This window comes from Zobellia uliginosa (assembly GCF_018860745.1).
GTDB classification, from domain to species: domain Bacteria; phylum Bacteroidota; class Bacteroidia; order Flavobacteriales; family Flavobacteriaceae; genus Zobellia; species Zobellia uliginosa_B.
In genome coordinates this window covers 1,005,027-1,023,551 of sequence record NZ_JAHKPY010000003.1, presented here as the reverse complement: position 1 = coordinate 1,023,551, position 18,525 = coordinate 1,005,027, and the positions used below count along the sequence as shown (strand labels likewise).

16 protein-coding genes are annotated in these 18,525 nt (G+C 36.1%); 1 reads left to right on the top strand and 15 read right to left on the bottom strand.

All coding sequences use genetic code 11. From position 1 onward, the window contains the following. Nucleotides 1-8: 8 nt before the first annotated feature. The 5 genes from KO521_RS08225 to KO521_RS08205 all read right to left on the bottom strand — a co-directional run bounded on the left by KO521_RS08225 (nucleotide 9) and on the right by KO521_RS08205 (nucleotide 8,898). Nucleotides 9-2,858, bottom strand: a complete 2,850-nt coding sequence (locus KO521_RS08225) for a metalloprotease (protein ID WP_436801486.1) — start codon at nucleotides 2,856-2,858, stop codon at nucleotides 9-11. 14 nt (nucleotides 2,859-2,872) lie between these two features. Beyond that, a complete protein-coding gene (locus KO521_RS08220) occupies nucleotides 2,873-3,559 on the bottom strand; it encodes a TIGR00730 family Rossman fold protein (protein ID WP_215939412.1) in 687 nt (228 codons plus the stop codon). A gap of 225 nt (nucleotides 3,560-3,784) precedes the next feature. Next, nucleotides 3,785-6,625 carry an excinuclease ABC subunit UvrA gene (gene uvrA, locus KO521_RS08215; RefSeq protein ID WP_215939411.1) on the bottom strand — a complete coding sequence of 947 codons (2,841 nt, stop codon included), beginning with the start codon at nucleotides 6,623-6,625 and terminating at the stop codon, nucleotides 3,785-3,787. A 189-nt stretch (nucleotides 6,626-6,814) separates the two neighbouring features. Further along, on the bottom strand, nucleotides 6,815-7,588 hold the full coding sequence (locus tag KO521_RS08210) for a TIGR03915 family putative DNA repair protein (protein ID WP_215939410.1): 774 nt from the start codon (nucleotides 7,586-7,588) through the stop codon (nucleotides 6,815-6,817). 47 nt (nucleotides 7,589-7,635) lie between these two features. After that, the gene (locus tag KO521_RS08205) at nucleotides 7,636-8,898 is read right to left on the bottom strand and encodes a putative DNA modification/repair radical SAM protein (RefSeq protein ID WP_215939584.1); all 1,263 of its coding nucleotides are present in this window, start codon (nucleotides 8,896-8,898) and stop codon (nucleotides 7,636-7,638) included. Nucleotides 8,899-9,068: 170 nt separating this feature from the next. Between KO521_RS08205 and KO521_RS08200 the strand changes: the two genes are divergently transcribed. Continuing rightward, the gene (locus tag KO521_RS08200) at nucleotides 9,069-9,833 is read left to right on the top strand and encodes an XRE family transcriptional regulator (protein ID WP_215939409.1); all 765 of its coding nucleotides are present in this window, start codon (nucleotides 9,069-9,071) and stop codon (nucleotides 9,831-9,833) included. 7 nt (nucleotides 9,834-9,840) lie between these two features. Here the strand turns inward: KO521_RS08200 and KO521_RS08195 are convergent, their stop codons facing one another. The 10 genes from KO521_RS08195 to KO521_RS08150 all read right to left on the bottom strand — a co-directional run bounded on the left by KO521_RS08195 (nucleotide 9,841) and on the right by KO521_RS08150 (nucleotide 18,525). After that, nucleotides 9,841-10,275 (bottom strand): GNAT family N-acetyltransferase, encoded by a 435-nt coding sequence (locus KO521_RS08195; RefSeq protein WP_215939408.1) that lies wholly within the window; start codon nucleotides 10,273-10,275, stop codon nucleotides 9,841-9,843. A 117-nt stretch (nucleotides 10,276-10,392) separates the two neighbouring features. Further along, entirely contained in the window at nucleotides 10,393-10,770 is a 378-nt protein-coding gene (locus KO521_RS08190; RefSeq protein WP_215939407.1) for a nuclear transport factor 2 family protein, read from the bottom strand. 38 nt (nucleotides 10,771-10,808) lie between these two features. Further along, complete coding sequence (locus tag KO521_RS08185) at nucleotides 10,809-11,429, bottom strand: MarC family protein (RefSeq protein WP_215939406.1); 621 nt, start codon at nucleotides 11,427-11,429, stop codon at nucleotides 10,809-10,811. Nucleotides 11,430-11,547: 118 nt separating this feature from the next. Next, complete coding sequence (locus KO521_RS08180; protein ID WP_215939405.1) at nucleotides 11,548-13,038, bottom strand: aldehyde dehydrogenase family protein; 1,491 nt, start codon at nucleotides 13,036-13,038, stop codon at nucleotides 11,548-11,550. 25 nt (nucleotides 13,039-13,063) lie between these two features. Next, the gene (locus KO521_RS08175) at nucleotides 13,064-14,002 is read right to left on the bottom strand and encodes an NADP-dependent oxidoreductase (protein ID WP_215939404.1); all 939 of its coding nucleotides are present in this window, start codon (nucleotides 14,000-14,002) and stop codon (nucleotides 13,064-13,066) included. 18 nt (nucleotides 14,003-14,020) lie between these two features. Then, nucleotides 14,021-14,539 carry a nuclear transport factor 2 family protein gene (locus tag KO521_RS08170; RefSeq protein WP_215939403.1) on the bottom strand — a complete coding sequence of 173 codons (519 nt, stop codon included), beginning with the start codon at nucleotides 14,537-14,539 and terminating at the stop codon, nucleotides 14,021-14,023. 15 nt (nucleotides 14,540-14,554) lie between these two features. Next, on the bottom strand, nucleotides 14,555-16,126 hold the full coding sequence (locus KO521_RS08165) for a carboxymuconolactone decarboxylase family protein (protein WP_215939402.1): 1,572 nt from the start codon (nucleotides 16,124-16,126) through the stop codon (nucleotides 14,555-14,557). Nucleotides 16,127-16,133: 7 nt separating this feature from the next. Continuing rightward, nucleotides 16,134-16,991 (bottom strand): acetolactate decarboxylase, encoded by an 858-nt coding sequence (gene budA, locus KO521_RS08160; protein WP_215939401.1) that lies wholly within the window; start codon nucleotides 16,989-16,991, stop codon nucleotides 16,134-16,136. Nucleotides 16,992-17,023: 32 nt separating this feature from the next. After that, entirely contained in the window at nucleotides 17,024-17,647 is a 624-nt protein-coding gene (locus tag KO521_RS08155; RefSeq protein ID WP_215939400.1) for a putative quinol monooxygenase, read from the bottom strand. A 29-nt stretch (nucleotides 17,648-17,676) separates the two neighbouring features. Then, nucleotides 17,677-18,525: a hypothetical protein gene (locus KO521_RS08150; RefSeq protein WP_215939399.1), complete on the bottom strand. Its 849-nt coding sequence runs from the start codon at nucleotides 18,523-18,525 to the stop codon at nucleotides 17,677-17,679.

Genomic DNA, 18,525 nt, shown 5'->3' with positions numbered 1-18,525 from the left:
AGTAAATCCTAGAACCACTTTCTTGTAAATAGGCCAATTAAAGTTTTAGGGCTTACGGTAACAATAAATCTAATTTTCTCACCATAAAGTGGTTGTGATAGTTCCCAGCCATTGTTGGAGTATACAGGAAAGTAAAGTTCAAAGTAATCCGTGAGCAAGTTTAGACGAACACCGGAATCATAAACGAATTTTCCACTAACGCCTTTATTTTTAACATACCCCAAGTCACTGTAGACTTCAATCCATTTCCACAAATTTACGCTGGCATTAACCGTAGTAAGGTAATCATTGGCAAACCTATATTCCTCAGGTAAAAAGGATTTAAACCCTCCTTCTGCGATAATAATTTGCTGACTGTAAATTCCCGAATCTTCAGAACGTCCTAAATATCCATAATCAAAGAGATAGTCCGTAGGGCGATCTAATGCAAAGCTGTAATAGTTTGGGTCTCTATAATCAGTAGTCTTATTCCGGATAAATTTACCTGCATAGAAGCGAAAGTTGAATTGACGGTTACTTTCAAATAGCTTTCGATATTCCAATTCAAAAGCTACTTTAGTAAAATCGCTTGCATGTTGTGCATCTGCAAACCAAGAAACATAATTTATAATACCGGGATTTCTATTGGTATAACGTGCATTTAGAATGCTATAATCCGGAGGCGTTTCAAAGTCGCCCAAACTCTCGGCCTTATCCCTCAACACATTTACATATCTAAACCGTAAGAATTCCCTTTTGTTGGATATTAGGTTTGCCGGTCTCCAGCCAAAAGTAATAGAAGGGGTAATAGTTGAGTATCTTGAATTTTCCTGAAAATGATAGGTAGATCCCCCAATGCTATAATTGGCAACATACAGCCCACTTTTGCTTAGATATTTGCGATAAGAGATTCTTCCTGAACCAACAAAAGCCTTTTCTCGAAAAGAATAGGAGGGAGCAAAATCGTATACGAAAGGCCGCTCCAATAAAGTTTTATTGTATAGTCGCATACCTGGCGTCCATCCATCGTAAATATTGAAATTTAAAATCGGAACATAAAACACTTGATTGTAATATGGGTTTTCTGAATCACGGAAAAATGTGAATTTCAATTTTTTATTACCAGAGAAAAACCCGCCTAACGATTTCCAGTTATCCCGTTGATTAAATTCAGGAATCTTTTGATCATAATTAAGTACAAGTCTTTTTTCTTCGTTTCTAGGAATGGTAACCGTCTTGATGTCGCTAATACCCGAAAACCAATATTTAGAGACTACGGAATCGTTCTTTAAGCCAAATAATGAGATGGGTACATTGGTTCCCTTTTTGTTCTTTATAGTAACTCGCAATGAATCCTCGGTCTTTTCGACCTTCTTGATTTTAAAATCGATTTTGCGATCGGTAGTAACAAAATCCTTAAAAAACCAATCAATATCAGTATCTGTAGACCTCTTTAAAATCGACTCAAAATCCAACGTCTTTACTTGGCTTAATTTATAGTGCTTGTAGAAAATCTTTATACTTTTATCAACTTTATCTTTTCCAATATAACTAGCAAGGTAGGCCAAACCTAAGCCGGCTTTATATTTATTAGCAATTTTTTGATTGAACTTAATCAAAGAATCGTTGCTAGTGCTTAATGGCTGGTCTAAGTTTGTTCGAGCGGTAAGCATATATAAAAACGGATATTGTTCATTGAAATCCATTTTAGCCAAGTTAAAACTTCGTATACCCCATATTTTTGAGAGCTTGCCTAATAATTTTTGGTCTGGATAATACTGCTCTACATATTCTATCATGAGATAGTTAGCAATAGCATCACTTAGCCATTGTTCCTTTCTAGGGTCTAGGAAAAGGGTTTCTTCCAAAATATTTATGAGTGCGGTTTTTAAAAATTTCATTTCAAACTGAAACTGCTCCTCATAAGGACGAATGAAGGACGGTAATTGATTTATACCGTAAAGCGGGTTTTTCTCATAATCCAATTGACTAACCAATAACTGGCGGTGGGGGTATTTCCCTAAATTACTTTCTATAAATTCTGTTACCTTGTTGATTGATAGTCCTTTAAACACATCTGCATATCTAAAAGCTTCAATATCCGTAATTACTGTAATTTGCGGGGTAACATGGGTCATGAACCTATTGTCCACACTCAACAAAATTTCGCAATTCTTTTGTTGCTCTGCAGTTAGCTGGGCCATCTGGCCATTTAATATCTTAGAGTTTCCTAAGACCGTAAAGTTGGTCGCTAGATGTAAATTACTGGGATAAACGAAATTTACCGTTGTCTCGGTAACACCGGTAAATAAATCCTCAAGGTTTTTATTGGAATATAAATGCCACGCCCCATCAAAATAGGATGGTGTTAAGTACCAATCCTTAAGGTAATAGCCATTTCTTTTTTTGTCATATCCATAAGGCGTAAACTTGTTTTCAGGAAGTTTTATCGTGTAGGTCAAAAAAAGCTTGGCGGATTCACCAGGTGGAAGTGGACTATTTAGGTCTATTTTTAAGATGTCTTCACCTGTGGTGCGCTTCCAGAAAAGACCTCTATATTCATTATCTACAGCACTAATTATAGTTGTATAACCTCTTTCACTTTTTTTTGCCAGATGCAGACTTTTTTTGAACTGTTCGTCAAAGCGTTTCGCAAGCCCGGTATTCTTACTGGCATAGGAATGTGCCCAATCATTAAAATACAAGGTGTTTAGGGTTACATTAGAGTTATTCTTATATGTAAACTCCTGCTGTACATGAATTTCTTTATTCTCACCGTCTAAGGTAGCGGTTAGTATGTTTTCATGTTGCGCAGCCAATTCTCCGAAACTACCTAAAATTAATGTTCCGAGATAAAAAGAAAATATGAGGGATTTGATTTTCAAAAGCGATATTAAAAATTAGGACTCAGGTTTCGGCCCTTGTAGAATGCGTCAATGATATCTACGACTTCATCTTCCGTGTCAACAATCTTTATAAGATCCAAATCATGGGCACTTATGGTTTTCATCTCTAACATGGTGTTTTTAATCCAATCCATAAGGCCACTCCAAAATTCAGTACCAACTAAAATTATTGGAAACTTTTCAATTTTATTGGTCTGAATTAAGGTGATAGCTTCAAAAAGCTCATCTAACGTCCCAAAACCACCGGGCATAACTACAAAACCTTGTGAATACTTAACAAACATTACTTTTCTAACGAAGAAGTAATCAAAGTCTAAACTTTTATCAGAATCAATATACGGGTTATCATGTTGTTCAAAGGGAAGATCAATGTTTAAACCCACAGATGTACCACCGGCTAAATTAGCACCCTTGTTACCCGCCTCCATGATACCGGGACCTCCGCCTGTAATAACTCCATAACCGGCATTTGCAATACTTTCTGCAATGCTAACAGCTAATCCGTAATATTTATCACCTGGTTTGGTACGCGCTGAACCAAAAATAGAAACACAAGGCCCAATAGAGCCCATTTTTTCAAATCCCATTACAAATTCGCCCATTATCTTAAAAATGGCCCAAGAATCATTAGTCTTTATTTCGTTCCAACCCTTGTGATGTTGTTCTTTTCTCATGTATTATTTTCTTATTTATATAAAATACACCTCCATGTATCTTGGTTAGCATTATTATGCTAATCCAAAAAAACTACTTATTTATTACGGAGGGTGAATTTATTGCTTTTATTTTATTGCACTGTAAAACTATAAATATTTATAGCCGAAGTTAGTATTAATTTGACTAAAGTCTGGATAGGCAGAGTTGATATACTTTAAAATAACCACCTGCGACCAGAACATCTAGTCTGGTATATTTAATTCTGATCTTAGGTATTTGGCAGTATAGCTCTTTTTATCCTGAGCTATTTGCTCTGGCGTTCCCTTGGCCACTACTTTACCGCCGCCACGGCCGCCTTCATAACCAATATCAATAATGTAATCTACCATTTTTATTACATCCATATTGTGTTCAATGACCAATATGGTATTTCCTTTGTCTACTAAACGGGTCAAAACTTCCATTAAAACGCGAATATCTTCAAAATGAAGCCCTGTTGTGGGTTCATCCAAAATATAAAAAGTGTTACCGGTATCTCGTTTGGATAATTCTGTTGCCAGCTTAATACGCTGCGCTTCCCCTCCTGAAAGTGTGGTGGACTGTTGTCCTAAGGAAATATAACCTAGCCCAACATCCTGGATCGTTTTTAGTTTACGATATATTTTTGGAATAAGCTCAAAAAAGTCTACTGCTTCATTGATGGTCATTTCCAAAACATCTGCTATTGATTTCCCCTTGTACCTAATTTCTAATGTTTCTCTATTGAAGCGCTTGCCGTTGCAAGTTTCGCATTCCACATAAACATCCGGTAAAAAGTTCATTTCAATAACCCTAAGACCTCCACCTTGGCAAGTTTCACAACGTCCTCCCTTAACATTAAAACTGAATCGCCCTGGCTTGTAACCTCTTATAGACGCTTCGGGAGTTTTGGAAAACAAGGCTCGTATCTCTCCAAAAACACCAGTATAGGTAGCAGGATTAGATCTTGGAGTACGACCTATGGGCGATTGATTGATGTCAATAACTTTGTCTATATGTTCTAGCCCTGTTATCTTTTTATAGGGCATAGGTTTTTTAACGCCATTAAAATAATGAGCATTCATAATAGGGTAGAGGGTTTCATTTATTAATGTAGACTTGCCACTGCCCGATACCCCCGTTACACCAATCATCTGACCTAATGGAATGGTGATAGAAACATTCTTTAAGTTGTTTCCCGTACATCCAGTAAGAGTGATTTTTTTACCATTACCTTTTCTTCGCTTTGCTGGCACGGCTATTTCTTTCTTTCCCGTGATATAATCGGCAGTTAATGTATGTTCCTTTTTTAAATCTTTCGGAGCGCCTTGCGAGATGATTTCCCCGCCATGTTTTCCGGCTCTTGGCCCAATATCTATAACATGATCCGCACACTCGATCATATCCCGGTCATGTTCCACAACGATCACAGAGTTACCAATATCCCTTAGTGCTTCAAGGGATTTGATCAGTCGGGTATTATCTCGTTGATGCAACCCTATACTCGGTTCATCTAAAATATAGAGAACACCTACCAATTGAGAGCCAATCTGGGTTGCTAATCGTATACGCTGTGCCTCTCCGCCGGATAACGATTTAGAGCTTCTGTTTAAAGAAAGATAATCTAACCCAACATCTAAAAGAAATTGAATGCGCGTACGTATCTCCTTAATAATTTCCTCCGCTATCTTTAGCTGGTTCCCTTCTAGTCTCTTTTCTAACCCATTAAAGAAAAGAGCAAGTTCGGCTATATCCAAATGAGCCAGTTCTGCTATGTTTTTCTCATCAATCTTGAAGTTTAGCGATTCTTTTCGCAGTCTGGAGCCTTCACAAACAGGACAGGTAATCTTGTCCATATACTCTTTGGCCCAACGCTTTAATGCCGTTGTACCAGCCTCTTCATATTGATTTTTTATGAAGTTGGCAATGCCTTCATAATCTATCTTATAATTTCTTTTTACGCCTAACGACTTGGAATCCACCTCAAAACTCTCGTGTCCGCCATTGAGAAGAATATTAATTGCTTCCTCAGAAATTTTAGAAATGGGGTCTGTCAGTTCAAATCCGTAACGTTTTGCTATAGTTTCTATTTGTTTGAACGCCCAAGAATTTTTGTAATCGCCCAATGGAGCAATTCCACCAGCTTTAATGGAAAGCTTTTTATCGGGAAAAATTTTCTTTTCATTTACTTCATAAACATGACCTAGCCCATTACAATTAGGGCACATGCCTTTTGGAGAGTTGAATGAAAAAGTATTTGGTTCTGGAACCGGATAGGAAATGCCAGTAGTAGGGCACATTAGATCGCGACTAAAATACCGCGCTAAGAATTGCCCCTCTTCAAGAACCATAAGTACATTGTCTCCGCTATACATGGCCGTATGCAAAGATTCGGAAAGACGCTTGTCCATATCTTCCGTATCGGTAATTTTGAGGCGATCAATAACTATCTCAATGTCATGGGTCTTGTAGCGATCTACTTTCATACCCTTGATAATATCTTTAACCTCACCATCAATACGGACTTTTACAAAACCTTGTTTCGCAATTTGTTCAAAAAGCTCTCTATAATGTCCTTTTCTGGATTTTATAACCGGAGCGAGAATATTTATTTTTTTACCGTTGTAATCCTTTTTGATGAGTTCTTTAATTTGCTCATCACTATAACTTACCATTTTCTCACCTGTATTGTAACTGTAGGCATCTCCGGCTCGAGCAAAAAGCAACCGAAGAAAATCATAAATTTCAGTAATCGTACCTACTGTAGAACGGGGAGATTTTGATGTAGTTTTCTGTTCAATTGCAATAACGGGCGAAAGTCCATCAATCTTATCAACATCTGGTCTTTCAAGTCCGCCTAAAAATTGCCTCGCATAGGCCGAAAAAGTTTCAATGTACCTTCGTTGGCCTTCAGCATAAATGGTATCAAAAGCAAGTGATGATTTGCCGCTACCGGAGAGGCCGGTAATCACAACTAACTTTTCTCTTGGTATGGTAACATCAATATTTTTGAGGTTATGGACACGAGCGCCCTGAACCTCAATATTTTCTTCGTAATCTATCATTTTCTATAGCAAAGTGGCAAAGGTACGTTTTTGACCTGTAAGAAAGAAGCGGCCTTTACTTATATCTATGTTAACGAATAAGGGTTGAGACCTTAAATAAAAGGTGGTAAATAACAAATGAGTTCACCTTTTTTGCAATAAAATCCCATTCTCAAAATAACTTTTGTAAATACCTTTTCTTCAGCACAATTACACGGCTTTTTTCTCACTTAAATACTTCCAATATCTTTTGGGCACATGCTGATTGTGAAGTTTCAAATTAATGCGCGATTTAATATTGGTACTTTTGAAGTAATTGTTCCAAAGATCCTGGTAATTATACTCTTCGTCACCAAAATGAACACTTTTGTTTATACTATTTGTATAAGCAGAATCAAGGTCTAAGGTTATGATTTCAACTTTATTTAAATCAAAGTAAATACCATATTTACGTTTAAAATCATAAATAAGCCATTGTTGATCTGCATATCTTGATCTGAAATGTTTAGAAATTAGAGGAAGTACATCAAAATCAGGTTCTATATTGGCAAAATAAATATTATCTTTTGTCAATTGAAAACGTACAAAAGCCTCCATTCTGTGTTTTTCCCTTCCCACAGACCTAGCAAGCTGGCTAATTTTCAACACCGTACCATCTGAAAAATCCGAAGAAATAGAATTAGTAGATGCAAACATTTTTCGGATATAGCTATACAACAACATTTCAACTCCTTTGGTTTCGCTCAGAAAGGCGAAGTAGATATCTTGTATAGCCGTATGACTCTTCTTATCTATTCCGTTCCACACTCTTTGTGCTTTATCCATTTGAGTGAAAATACTCTCTGTTTCCGAAAAAAGTCCGCTTTGGGAGGCAGATTTTTTCTGAATATCGGCCACTCTTGTTTTTTCATCGAACGCCACGAAAATGGCAGTAAGAAATCCGTTAAAACTTCCGTCGTAAATTAAAGATTTTAAAGTATTCATAGTTCTCCGTTTTATTTTGTTCACATGCTTTGGGCAAAATGCCCAGATCAACTAAATAATTGCAATTGAGTGCTATACTCTTTTCTGAATTTCCCAACCGAATTTTGTAGAATCAAACCTTTTATCTTAGTCCCTTCCATGTCCCTATGTTCCCACTTGCTAGAATCACAAACAATGAAGTATTTAGCTCTATTTAAGGCAACACCAATCTTTTTTAGATGCTCCCAGTTCAACTTCCGATACTTTCTTGCGCTAATAATTTTTTGAACGGATTTCATTCCGAGCCCCGGTACACGAGCAAGTACATTCTTATCTGCCTTATTTATATCTATGGGGAAGTATTCCATGTTCCGCAAAGCCCATCCTAATTTAGGGTCTACATCCATATCCAAATTAGGGTGGTCATTATTCAATATCTCCTGAACCCCAAATCCGTAAAACCTTAATAGCCAATCTGTTTGGTATAACCTATTCTCTCTAAGCATAGGAACTCGTGTGCCAATAGCAGGTAGCCTGCTATCTTCTGCTACAGGTACATAACCAGAATAATATACCCGCTTCATATTATAATTTTTGTAATAATGCGTGGCAGAGTACATAATATCCTTGTCTGATTCTCCTGTGGCTCCCACAATCATTTGAGTACTTTGGCCGGCGGGAGCATACTTGGGGGTGCTTTTGATTATTTTTTTCTCGGATTTGTACTGAATGATCTCATTTTTTACCTTCAACATCGGCTTGGTGAAATCTTCATGTTTTTTATCAGGCGCCAACAGTTTAAGTCCGGAAATTGTGGGAACCTCAATATTAACCGACAATCTATCTGCGTACAGCCCTGCTTCTCGCATGAGTTCATCGCTAGCCCCGGGAATTGATTTTAGATGTATATAACCATTAAAATTCTCTTCCAATCTTAATTTTTTGGCTACTGCCACCAAACGTTCCATGGTGTAATCCGGACTTTTGAATATTCCAGAACTGAGAAAAAGCCCTTCGATATAATTTCTACGATAGAAATTGATAGTCAAATCCACCACCTCCTGTATTTTAAAAGCCGCGCGCTGCACATCATTACTTTTTCGCGTAACGCAATAGGCACAGTCAAAAATACAATGATTGGTCAGTAAAATTTTTAATAGGGATACGCATCTCCCATCTTCTGTATAACTATGGCAAATGCCCATACCACTACTATCCCCTAGGCCGTTGGAGTTATTCTTACGAACACTTCCGCTACTTGAGCACGAGACATCGTACTTAGCTGCATCGGCGAGTATATTCAATTTTTCCTTTATTCTTTCAAAAGATATTGACATGTTGTGTGTTAGTATTTATTCCAAATTTATGGAAAAATTCCATATTATGGATATTTTCCAAATAAAATTTTGGATTATGTCCAAATTATGTATATTTGAAAATGGGTAGTGTAGATAGCAATGTCTACAATTGCTTTGACCAACAGAGATAATTCAAGAATTATATGGAAAATGAAATTACTTTAAAACGCTTCACCGATATTCGCCGTGAGTTGGGCTATACTCAAGCAGAATTTGCCAAGCTTCTTGGCGTATCCAGTACTACTGCGGATATAGAACGTGGGCGTACTAAACTTTCAGGTAAAGTTGTGATGGAGCTTTTAAAGCAGTTCAAGATTAATCCGCTGTGGCTGTTTGGTGACAGTGATAACCAGTATTTGGAAACTTCCAAGGTAAGTGTTATCCCTAAAGTGGTTACCGTAGATAATGCTGGTAACGATAATATGGTCTTGGTAAATGCTAAGGCAGCGGCAGGATATCCGCAGAACATCGCGGATACCAGTTGGTACGAACAACTTCCTGCTTTTGATTTGCCCATTCCTGAATTTAGAAATGCTACGTACCGTGGTTTTCAGGTTGATGGAGATAGTATGTTGCCCAATTTAAGATCTGGTGAGTGGGTTTTGGCCAAGGCAGTAGAACATATTGATGATGTGAGTCAAAATAAAATGTATGTGGTTGTGCTGGAGGATGCTGTTTTGGTCAAGAAAGTAGAGAGAAGACCAAATTCCAACAATGTTACTTTGGTATCGCTTAATGAAACATATCCCCCATATGATATCAAACCTTTTCAAATTCAGGAGATTTGGGAGGTAAGCAGTAGAATTACTTTTGGAGAAGATGCTACTACAGAAAAGGGGCTCCTTAGACAATTACAAGAATCTATGGAAGAGTTAAAAAGTCAGTTGCGGCATGTAAAAAAAGTGTAAATTTTTTTTAAGATTGTGGAACTTTTAAATTGTATACCCCGCTTTCTCTCAAGGTAAAACCAAGGCTTGTATATAAATTTATTGCTGGAGTTCTATGGTGTCCGGAAAAAAGAAGTATTTCGTCCAAATTTAGATGTTCAGCCTCCTTTAATAGTTTTTCCATAAGTTTTCTACCGATTCCTTTTCCACGATGTTCGGCATCAACTACAACATCCTCGACTAATCCTCGGTAACCTGAAATTACCTTATATGTAACCAAAAGCGCTATCCCTACAATATGACCTTCTTCCTTACATGCTGCTAAAATTACATGATTTCCATCTTGAAGTATTTGATGTAATGGGCGCTGTAAATTTTTATCGTTCAGCTGTTTATATAAATTCTGAATTTCTTCTTGAATTTGGTCATTAAGATCGTACTTATGTAATATTTCTATGGTCATGTTATATGGTTTATAGATTGATAAAACTAAGAATATAATGAGAACAATAACGCTCGTATATCTTAAATTTATTACAAAAGCAGAATAGGTTTGGCCGTAGTTGCTTAAAATCTACCTTTAATACATGGTGTTTGGGTTTGCCGATTTTTTAGGAATTTGCTGAATGGAATCCCAGTGCTCACAGATTTTACCGTTATGATCAAACCGAAAAAAGTCCATTGTTATATATTGATCATCATCTGGCCAGATTTGGTGCGTGTGGAGGGCAACTAAATCACCTTCGGCCACAGCACGAACAAAATCAATTGACTTTTTTGGATATTCGCGTTTCATTCTATCAAAATAATCTATAAAACCTTGTGGTCCATTAGCCACATCTGGATTGTGTTGAATGTATTGACCTCCGCAAAATTTATCAATAGCTTCTTTTGGGTTGCCTTCGTATGCCATTCTATAGAAAGCAATGGCGTTTTTCTTATTTTCTGATGTATTCATACAAGTAAACTTTTAAAAATGTCTTAAGTGATTTGATGTTAGGCGGTAAGCTCAAATGATATTTTAATTCCCTGAATAATCATATCAGTGCCAATAATGGCAATAATCAACCCCATAATTTTCCCTATTACCGAAATTACGTTATGACCTATTTTTTTAATAACCAATTCGCTCAACATAAATGAAAAATAGGTTAGCCAGCATAACAGGCCGAAAATAAATATAACCACGCCAATTTTAAGGTAACCCGCATTAGAAACAAAATTCATTCCGGTAACGATTGTTCCTGGCCCCGCTAAAATAGGAATAGCCAGTGGAGATATGGCAAGATCCTCGTCTATATGCGTATCCGTTAAATGTTTTACATTAGACTTTTTAGATTGAAGCATATCAAAACCTACAAAGAAGATTAGAATACCTCCGGTAATCTTAAAAGCAGGTATTGTAATTCCGAAAAGAAGAAATATAAATTTCCCAAGAACAAGGAATATAGTAACGATAATAAAGGCTGTTAATGTAGCCTTTTTACTAATAGTCCGTTGCGTTTTTCTATCCGCACCTCCAACCAATGATAAAAATATAGGCATATTAGAAAGCGGATTCATTATGGCGAAAAAACCAGTGAATACGGTGATTGAAAAGGTAATAAGGTTATCCATTTATAAGTTACGGTTTCTTTAAATATGATTTTGATCACAAGTTAGCCAAAATAAAAATATGCTAGGGTAGGAGTAGCGCCTGGCCCTAGCATATAGTGTTGAAATTAAATATTCTATTTTACTGAAAGTCAGCTGCTTTAAAAGGATATTTTCTTGGTGTTTTTTGAATGGTTATCCAATGTGCAACGGTAAAGGATTTTACACCCCATTGTCCATTAAAACGTCCTAGACCTGAATTCTTAACTCCTCCAAATGGTGCATAGGCACTATCATTAACTGGTTGATCATTAATATGTGTCATACCAGCTTCAATACCTTGTGCAAATGCCATTCCTTTTGCTTCGTCTTGTGTAAATACAGAACTAGATAAACCGTAGTCTGTAGCATTTGCTAATCGTAGCGCATCTTCCGTATCTTTTGCTCTAGCAATAGACACTGCTGGTCCAAAAATCTCATTTTGAAATAATGGGCAGTTTTCGTCAACGTCTACAAAAATGTGTGGAGGCATATGTAAACCTTCGGCTTCACCACCTAATGCCATTTTATATCCTTGTTCTTTTGCATCGTCTATTAACCCTTTAACAGTATCAAACTGATTTTGATCAATAATAGGACCTACAAACGTATCTGGATCATTCATATCCAATCGTTTTAAGGTCTTTACTTTGGCTATAAACTTCTCTGTAAATTCGTCATAGACTCTATCTTCTACAATAATTCTGTTGATAGCCATACAAATCTGACCTTGGTTCATAAATTTACCCCAAGCAGCAGCTTCAACCGCCTGATTAACATCTGCATCTTCTAATACTACAAACGGACTGTTACCTCCCAATTCTAACTCGATATTTTTAATAATATCTGCTTCCAGAGCATTTTTACCAACTTGACGACCAACTGGTGTTGAGCCTGTAAACGAAATTAGTTTTGAAATAGGATGCTTTGTAATTGCAGTACCAATAGTACTTCCTCCACCAGGCAATACACTTAATAACCCTTTAGGGAAACCTGCCTCTTCTAAAAAAGAAGCAAAAATTAATCCTCCTGTTACTATAGACGTTGATGCTGGTTTTAAAACCACCGCATTACCTACTGCTAAGGCAGGACCTAAAGTACGCGCGGTTAATTGACCCGGAAAATTCCAAGGAGAAATTAAACCAATAACTCCTAATGGTTTTCTAACTGCGATAGATTCTTTGCCATCAATATCTTGTGGTAATATTTTACCTTCTACTAATAATGGTAAATGCACAGCACTTTCAAAAACGCTAGCTACTAATTCTGCTTCAAAATACCCTTTTGCTAAGGTTGCACCAACTTCTTTTCTTGCCCATTCTGCAAATTCTTGCTTTCGGTTTCTAACTACTTCGGCTAGTTTAAGCATCATTCTACTCTTTTCAGGAGGTAGTACAGCTGCCCATTTTTTCTGCGCAACTGCTGCTTGTTCAAAAGCTTCATTTACATCATCTGTAGTGGCTCCATTTAAAGAGAATAACTCCTCTTGGTTCCAAGGGTTAATATCCTTGATTGCTGGTCCTTTTCCGTCTTTCCATTCGCCACCAACAAATATTTTTCTCGTATAATTCGGTAATTTATCTTGTGTTTTCATTTTCATTGTGTTTTAATAGTTGATACTAAAGTGTCACGATTACTTTACCCACTGTTCTTCCTTTTTCAACTTCAGTATGGGCAGCAGCCATATCTTCAAAAGCAAACGTCTTGTAAATGTTTGGTTTAATACTACCGTTTTCTAACATTTCTTTTAAGGTGTTCATATCTTCAGCACTAGAGTGTACTAAGATGTCTGAAACGGTTTTGTTCTCCTTTTTAGCTGATGCTTTTAAGTCATCTAAGTCCATACCTACTGTTGTATAAGCTGTACCACCGCTTTTTAAAACTTTTACTGAATTTTCTAATACTTCACCACCTTGTGTATCTAATACAAAGTCGATATCGGATAAAATTTCTTCAAACTTTTCAGTATGATAATCTATTGCGTTATCTGCTCCAATAGAGGTGACAAATTCGCTATTTTTTGCCGAGGCAGTAGTATTTACAAAAGCTCCCATTGCTTTTGCAATTTGAATCGCAAAATGCCCGACACCACCAGAACCTGCTTGTATTAGTACTTTATCACCTTTATTAATCCTTCCTTCTAAGATTTGTAATGCAGTTAAAGCAGCTAAGGTTGTAGCAGCAGCCTCTTCAAAAGAGACGTTGTTTGGCATTGTAGCTAAATGTGCTTCTGGCGCAGCAACAAATTCCGCGTAAGCATTACCTACACCAGGAAAGTTTACCATACCAAAGACTTTGTCGCCTATTTTAAAATTGGTGACTTCAGTACCAACTTCTGTTACGGTTCCTGCTATGTCCCAGCCTAAAATAACAGGTCGTTTTTCACCGTACATCATATTCAGCATCTTATCTTGATACTTTGGTTTTACATCTGCCGGGTTTAATGAAATAGCCTTTACCGCTACTAATACTTCGTTATTTTTTATGCCTGGTTTTGCTACTTCTGCTAAGTGAAGGTTTTCTGGTCCTCCTGCTTTTTCTAATACTATTGCTTTCATATTGTGCGTTTTTTTTGATTAAAATAATGGATTATCGTTGGCAGATTTGTCACCCGCATTAAAAGTATTGAAGGCATCCCAATGCTCAGATATTTTACCATCTGTAACTCTAAACACGTCCATTGTAGATGTTCTGTTCCCGTCTTTTTCGGTAATTACTTGCACAAAAACAAGGTCTTTTTCAGCAATTACAAGGTTAAAATTTAGCTTATACTTCGGAGTATCTTTAAACCAAATCGGAAGCATTTTTTGCAATGCCTCTCTACCATCGGCAACATTGGGATTGTGCTGTACATAGACCGGACCTACATATTTATCCATATTTTGATAATTCTGATTACCGAAAAGGTCTTGATAAAAATCTGTTACCAATTTTTTATTTGCTTCTAAGGTTGCTTTCTCCTCTTTTTGAGTAGATATTTGAGTCTCAAGACGTGAGATATTTTCATTTAGCTTTTTTGACTCAGCTGAGTTGTCTGTACAAGAGGCTAATAAAAATGTGCCTAAAACTATTATTGATAATTGTATTTTTTTCATAATATTTCTTTTAAATTATTTTTTATTGTAGACAACGGTCATTCCCTTGCCTTGCTTAAGTGTTAAGCGCATTTTGGTATCTGTAACTTCAATTACAAGTTCATCATACCCTAAATCCATATTTCCGATTTTGCTGGTTCTGGTGAAGAAATTATTTTTCCAATCCCAAGTACCTGTCAATACTTTACCTCCAAAAACTCCAAATATTTGTCCGTCGTGCGTAGCAACAGATTGTCCGTCTTTGTCACCATAAAAATTGTCGGCAGCTATCTTTAAGTATTCTTCTTTTGTGTTTATTCTTTTCCAATTTTCATCTACAGGTATAGCTTTACTAATAGTTGATGGAAGTGTGTAAGATGCTATCGAATTACTAAATAGAACCGGAGTAAATAAAACATTGTTTTCTATAGTAATATCTGCTAAACCTTTCGGGAAGTTTCCAATTAATTGTCGCGTATTCTCATTTATAAAAAACAAGTCACTAACCGTACCTCCTGTTACTAAAAAACCATCATTAACAGCAGTTAAACCGTCTAAAGCTCCTAGTTGATAACTGCTTTTAAACCGTGTTATCGTTTTATCTTTTAGGTTAACTTTATATAGACTGCCAAACTTATCTGGTGAAATTTCTAAAGTCAATTCTTCACCAAAATTTGCAATAACCAAGTCTTCATTTTGAATATAAAGTCCGTTTGGATGCTTAATTTCAGGGGATTGAAACCAAACCTCTAATTTGTTATTTACTAATGTGAAAATCTTACCACTTGCTATATCAGAAATAAAAACCTGTCCGTTTTTAGAAACCACGACATCATTTAATGACACAACATCTGGAGAAGTAATGCTATTTACGACTTTACCATTTTTAACATTGATAATATGAAGCTCCTTACCATCGCCAACGTATAATTTGTCTTGATATAATGCCAAGCCTGCTGGCGAATTTAAACCAGTTACCCATTTATAATTATCAACTTTTCCGTCCTTTGAAATTCTACTTATATACCCTTTGTTATTTTGATTTACGTTAGAAACATATAACCAATTCTCTGTTGGTGATGCCACAATAGACTCAGGCATAGAAAAACCATCTAACTCCCAGTTTTTAACTAATTGCTGTGTTGTATTTATGTGATTAGATGCAGTATAGTTTGTTTCTTCTAAAACTTCCTTTAAAGTAAAAATGCCATTATTTGCAGCTGGAAAGCCCGTATACAGGCTTAACAAAATCATAGTTTCTGAAATCTGATTTGGCGTAACACCTAAATTTAAGGCAGCCTTTATATGTGATTTCAACTGCGATTTCGCATTAGCTTGTGTAGTAAGACTAGCTATTATTAATAATTCTTTGGTTTTAAAATCTATGCCTTTTCTGTTATAAATTTCTCCAAAACCATAGCGAATAATATAATCTGCCATATCTGGAGAGACACTTTTAAAAGCTGCTTCTAATCCTTTTGAAGCTCCTTCGCCATTAACCTCATTAACAATTTTTACGCCTGTTTTATAGTTGTCTTCTTTAGTGTTTTGCGCATTACTTGCAAAAGAGAAAGACAATGCTAAAACCAAAATGATGTACTTTTTCATAATCTTCTTATTTACCGTTTTGCTTTGCGGTTGCTTTAGGTGAGGCACCTTGCTTCAACGTTTTGTTTCTGAATTTTTCGGTTTGAGGAAGCTGTAGGTTTACTTGGTTTATTTCTTGAATTTCTACTTGAAGTTTATCAAACTTGATATCTTCTAAATGTCCTCCCAGTGTTATATCTTCAGATAAAAAGTGAAAGTGCATTCCCGGAATCACTACGTTTCCAATATAATCTGGCGTAAATAAGCCTACTAAAGTTCCTTTAATATTATCTCTAGTATACATTACCCTTGTATCTAAATATTCAAATAGAGAAACATCTTCATTTTCTACTTTATGTGCAGATGCCATTTTTAGATATCCAAACTCTCCTTTAATTCTGTAGGCATAAAAACTGTTTTTAGAAGTAGAGTATTTTTGAAGTTCTTTGTTTAGTTCTTCATAAGAGGTAATGTTTTCAACGGTTACCGTTTTTTTAGGTTGAAAATTAATCATCGTCATATTAGGCGATTCTAAATCTTCCGGAGCCTCTTTAATTCCGCCTTCCGCATCAATAGTATATACCACACCATCTACAGCAACCAGTTCACCTGCTAGGTGATTTACGGTACCAATACCAATATTACCTTGCTGTACCATTTGTTCTGGCGTAAAATCACCTTCATATATACTATTTAACAACGCAACCGTTGGCGCATATTGATGAATGGTGTTTTCCGTATGTGGTGCTAATCCGTTATCATCAACGTTGTGTGGATGCGGATGTTCGTGATCTTGCGTTTCTGTAGTTGAAACTGCTTCTTTTTTGTCCTGATTTCCGCAGCTTGCTAAAATTGCCAAGGAAACTAATAGAATTGCTTTTTTCATAAGAGTGCTTTTTAGTTGATTATTGATTTCTCTTAAATTTCTGTAACGAAATTCATATACTGCTTTAAATCACCAATGACAGCTTCTTCCATCAGTTTGCCTGTTTTTACTGCATAAGGTTGATTAAAGTGAATGTCCCAAACATCAGATTCTTTTCTCCAATGCTCATAAACTGCTAGGGTATCCTCTTGATTATCTACTGTATATAAATCAAAAAGGATGTTGCCTTCTTCCTCTTTTCTTGTGTGGGTAATGTGATCTTCAAACTGCTCTACAAGTGCTTCTCTAAATTCAGTTTTCAATTTAAAAATGAAGAAAATAATAAATACGTCATCTTCAGGATTTGCAGATTTAGAATGGTCTGGAAGCGGATTTGTATCGCCTAAAAAGTAGAAATCAGGAGCCATTTGTAACGCAGTTTGCCCTACTTCCATTAACTTTTTGGTATGTGGTTCCTTATCGTGAGATGTAATAGCAGCTTTGTCTGCCCAACGTTCGTAAACAAAAAACACATTGTCTTCTGATTTAGATACAAATACTCTAATCTCTTTATTGCCAGCTTCTTTTTGGGTTGCAGCTTGTGCTTCTTTAAGCGTTGCTGCAAACGTATCTTTGTGTTCTGGTTTTGCTGTAAATTTTACTATTGTACTTTTCATAATAATGTTCTTTATAATTGAATTATATTTTATTTTAATGGAGTAAGTGGCACTTTTTGAATAATGGTAACCTCTTTTATTTTTGCAAACCTGTCATTTGGATTATCCTTTACTATCCAATGGTGTGCGGTAGTTGCGGTTAATTTTTGACCCTCTTTTGTTATCCCTTTCCAAACAAAATCTACATTGACTTCATATTTATTTTCTGAAATTACTTTTACAGTAAAGTTCTCTGGAAAATGACTGCTTTCCTTCAATTGTTTTGGTGTTCCATTCAACCACTGTTCTAATTGCTCTACGGTAACAATAGGTTCGCTATTTGTTGAAAAATTAAGTTTAAAACCATCAGCCAATACCTCTTTAAATGGAGCGACATTACCATCTAACTGTTCCATATTTAAGAGCCAGTAATGTATAAGAGATAACATTCGGTTTTCTGGGTATGCATCCTCAAACGTTGGGTCTTTAATCTCGCCAGTAGGCTTAATATTGATTTCTGTAAATACAGGTAAAAGTGCACCAGGAACTTCTTTTAAAAATGTGCTATAATGCAAAGGATAGCTGTCATTAGAACCGTCTGACTTTAAATTTTGATATATAATATCAGCTTCTAAATTAACAGTACCGTTCTCTAATTTATTAACTACTATATTTTGAATATGATGCGCATTTTTCCATCCTTTATAAACTTTTAATCTTTCAGGATAATTCGCTTTGCCTTGCATTTCTCCAGCTGCAGATTTCATTTTTATATCATCTGCTAATATTTCTAACTGATTTTCTAGTCGCTGTTTGTTTTCAAAATCACGTTCATAAAAAAGATACCAACGGTGATATTGTACGATAGCTGCGTGAACAATTTTTGTATCTGTTTCCAT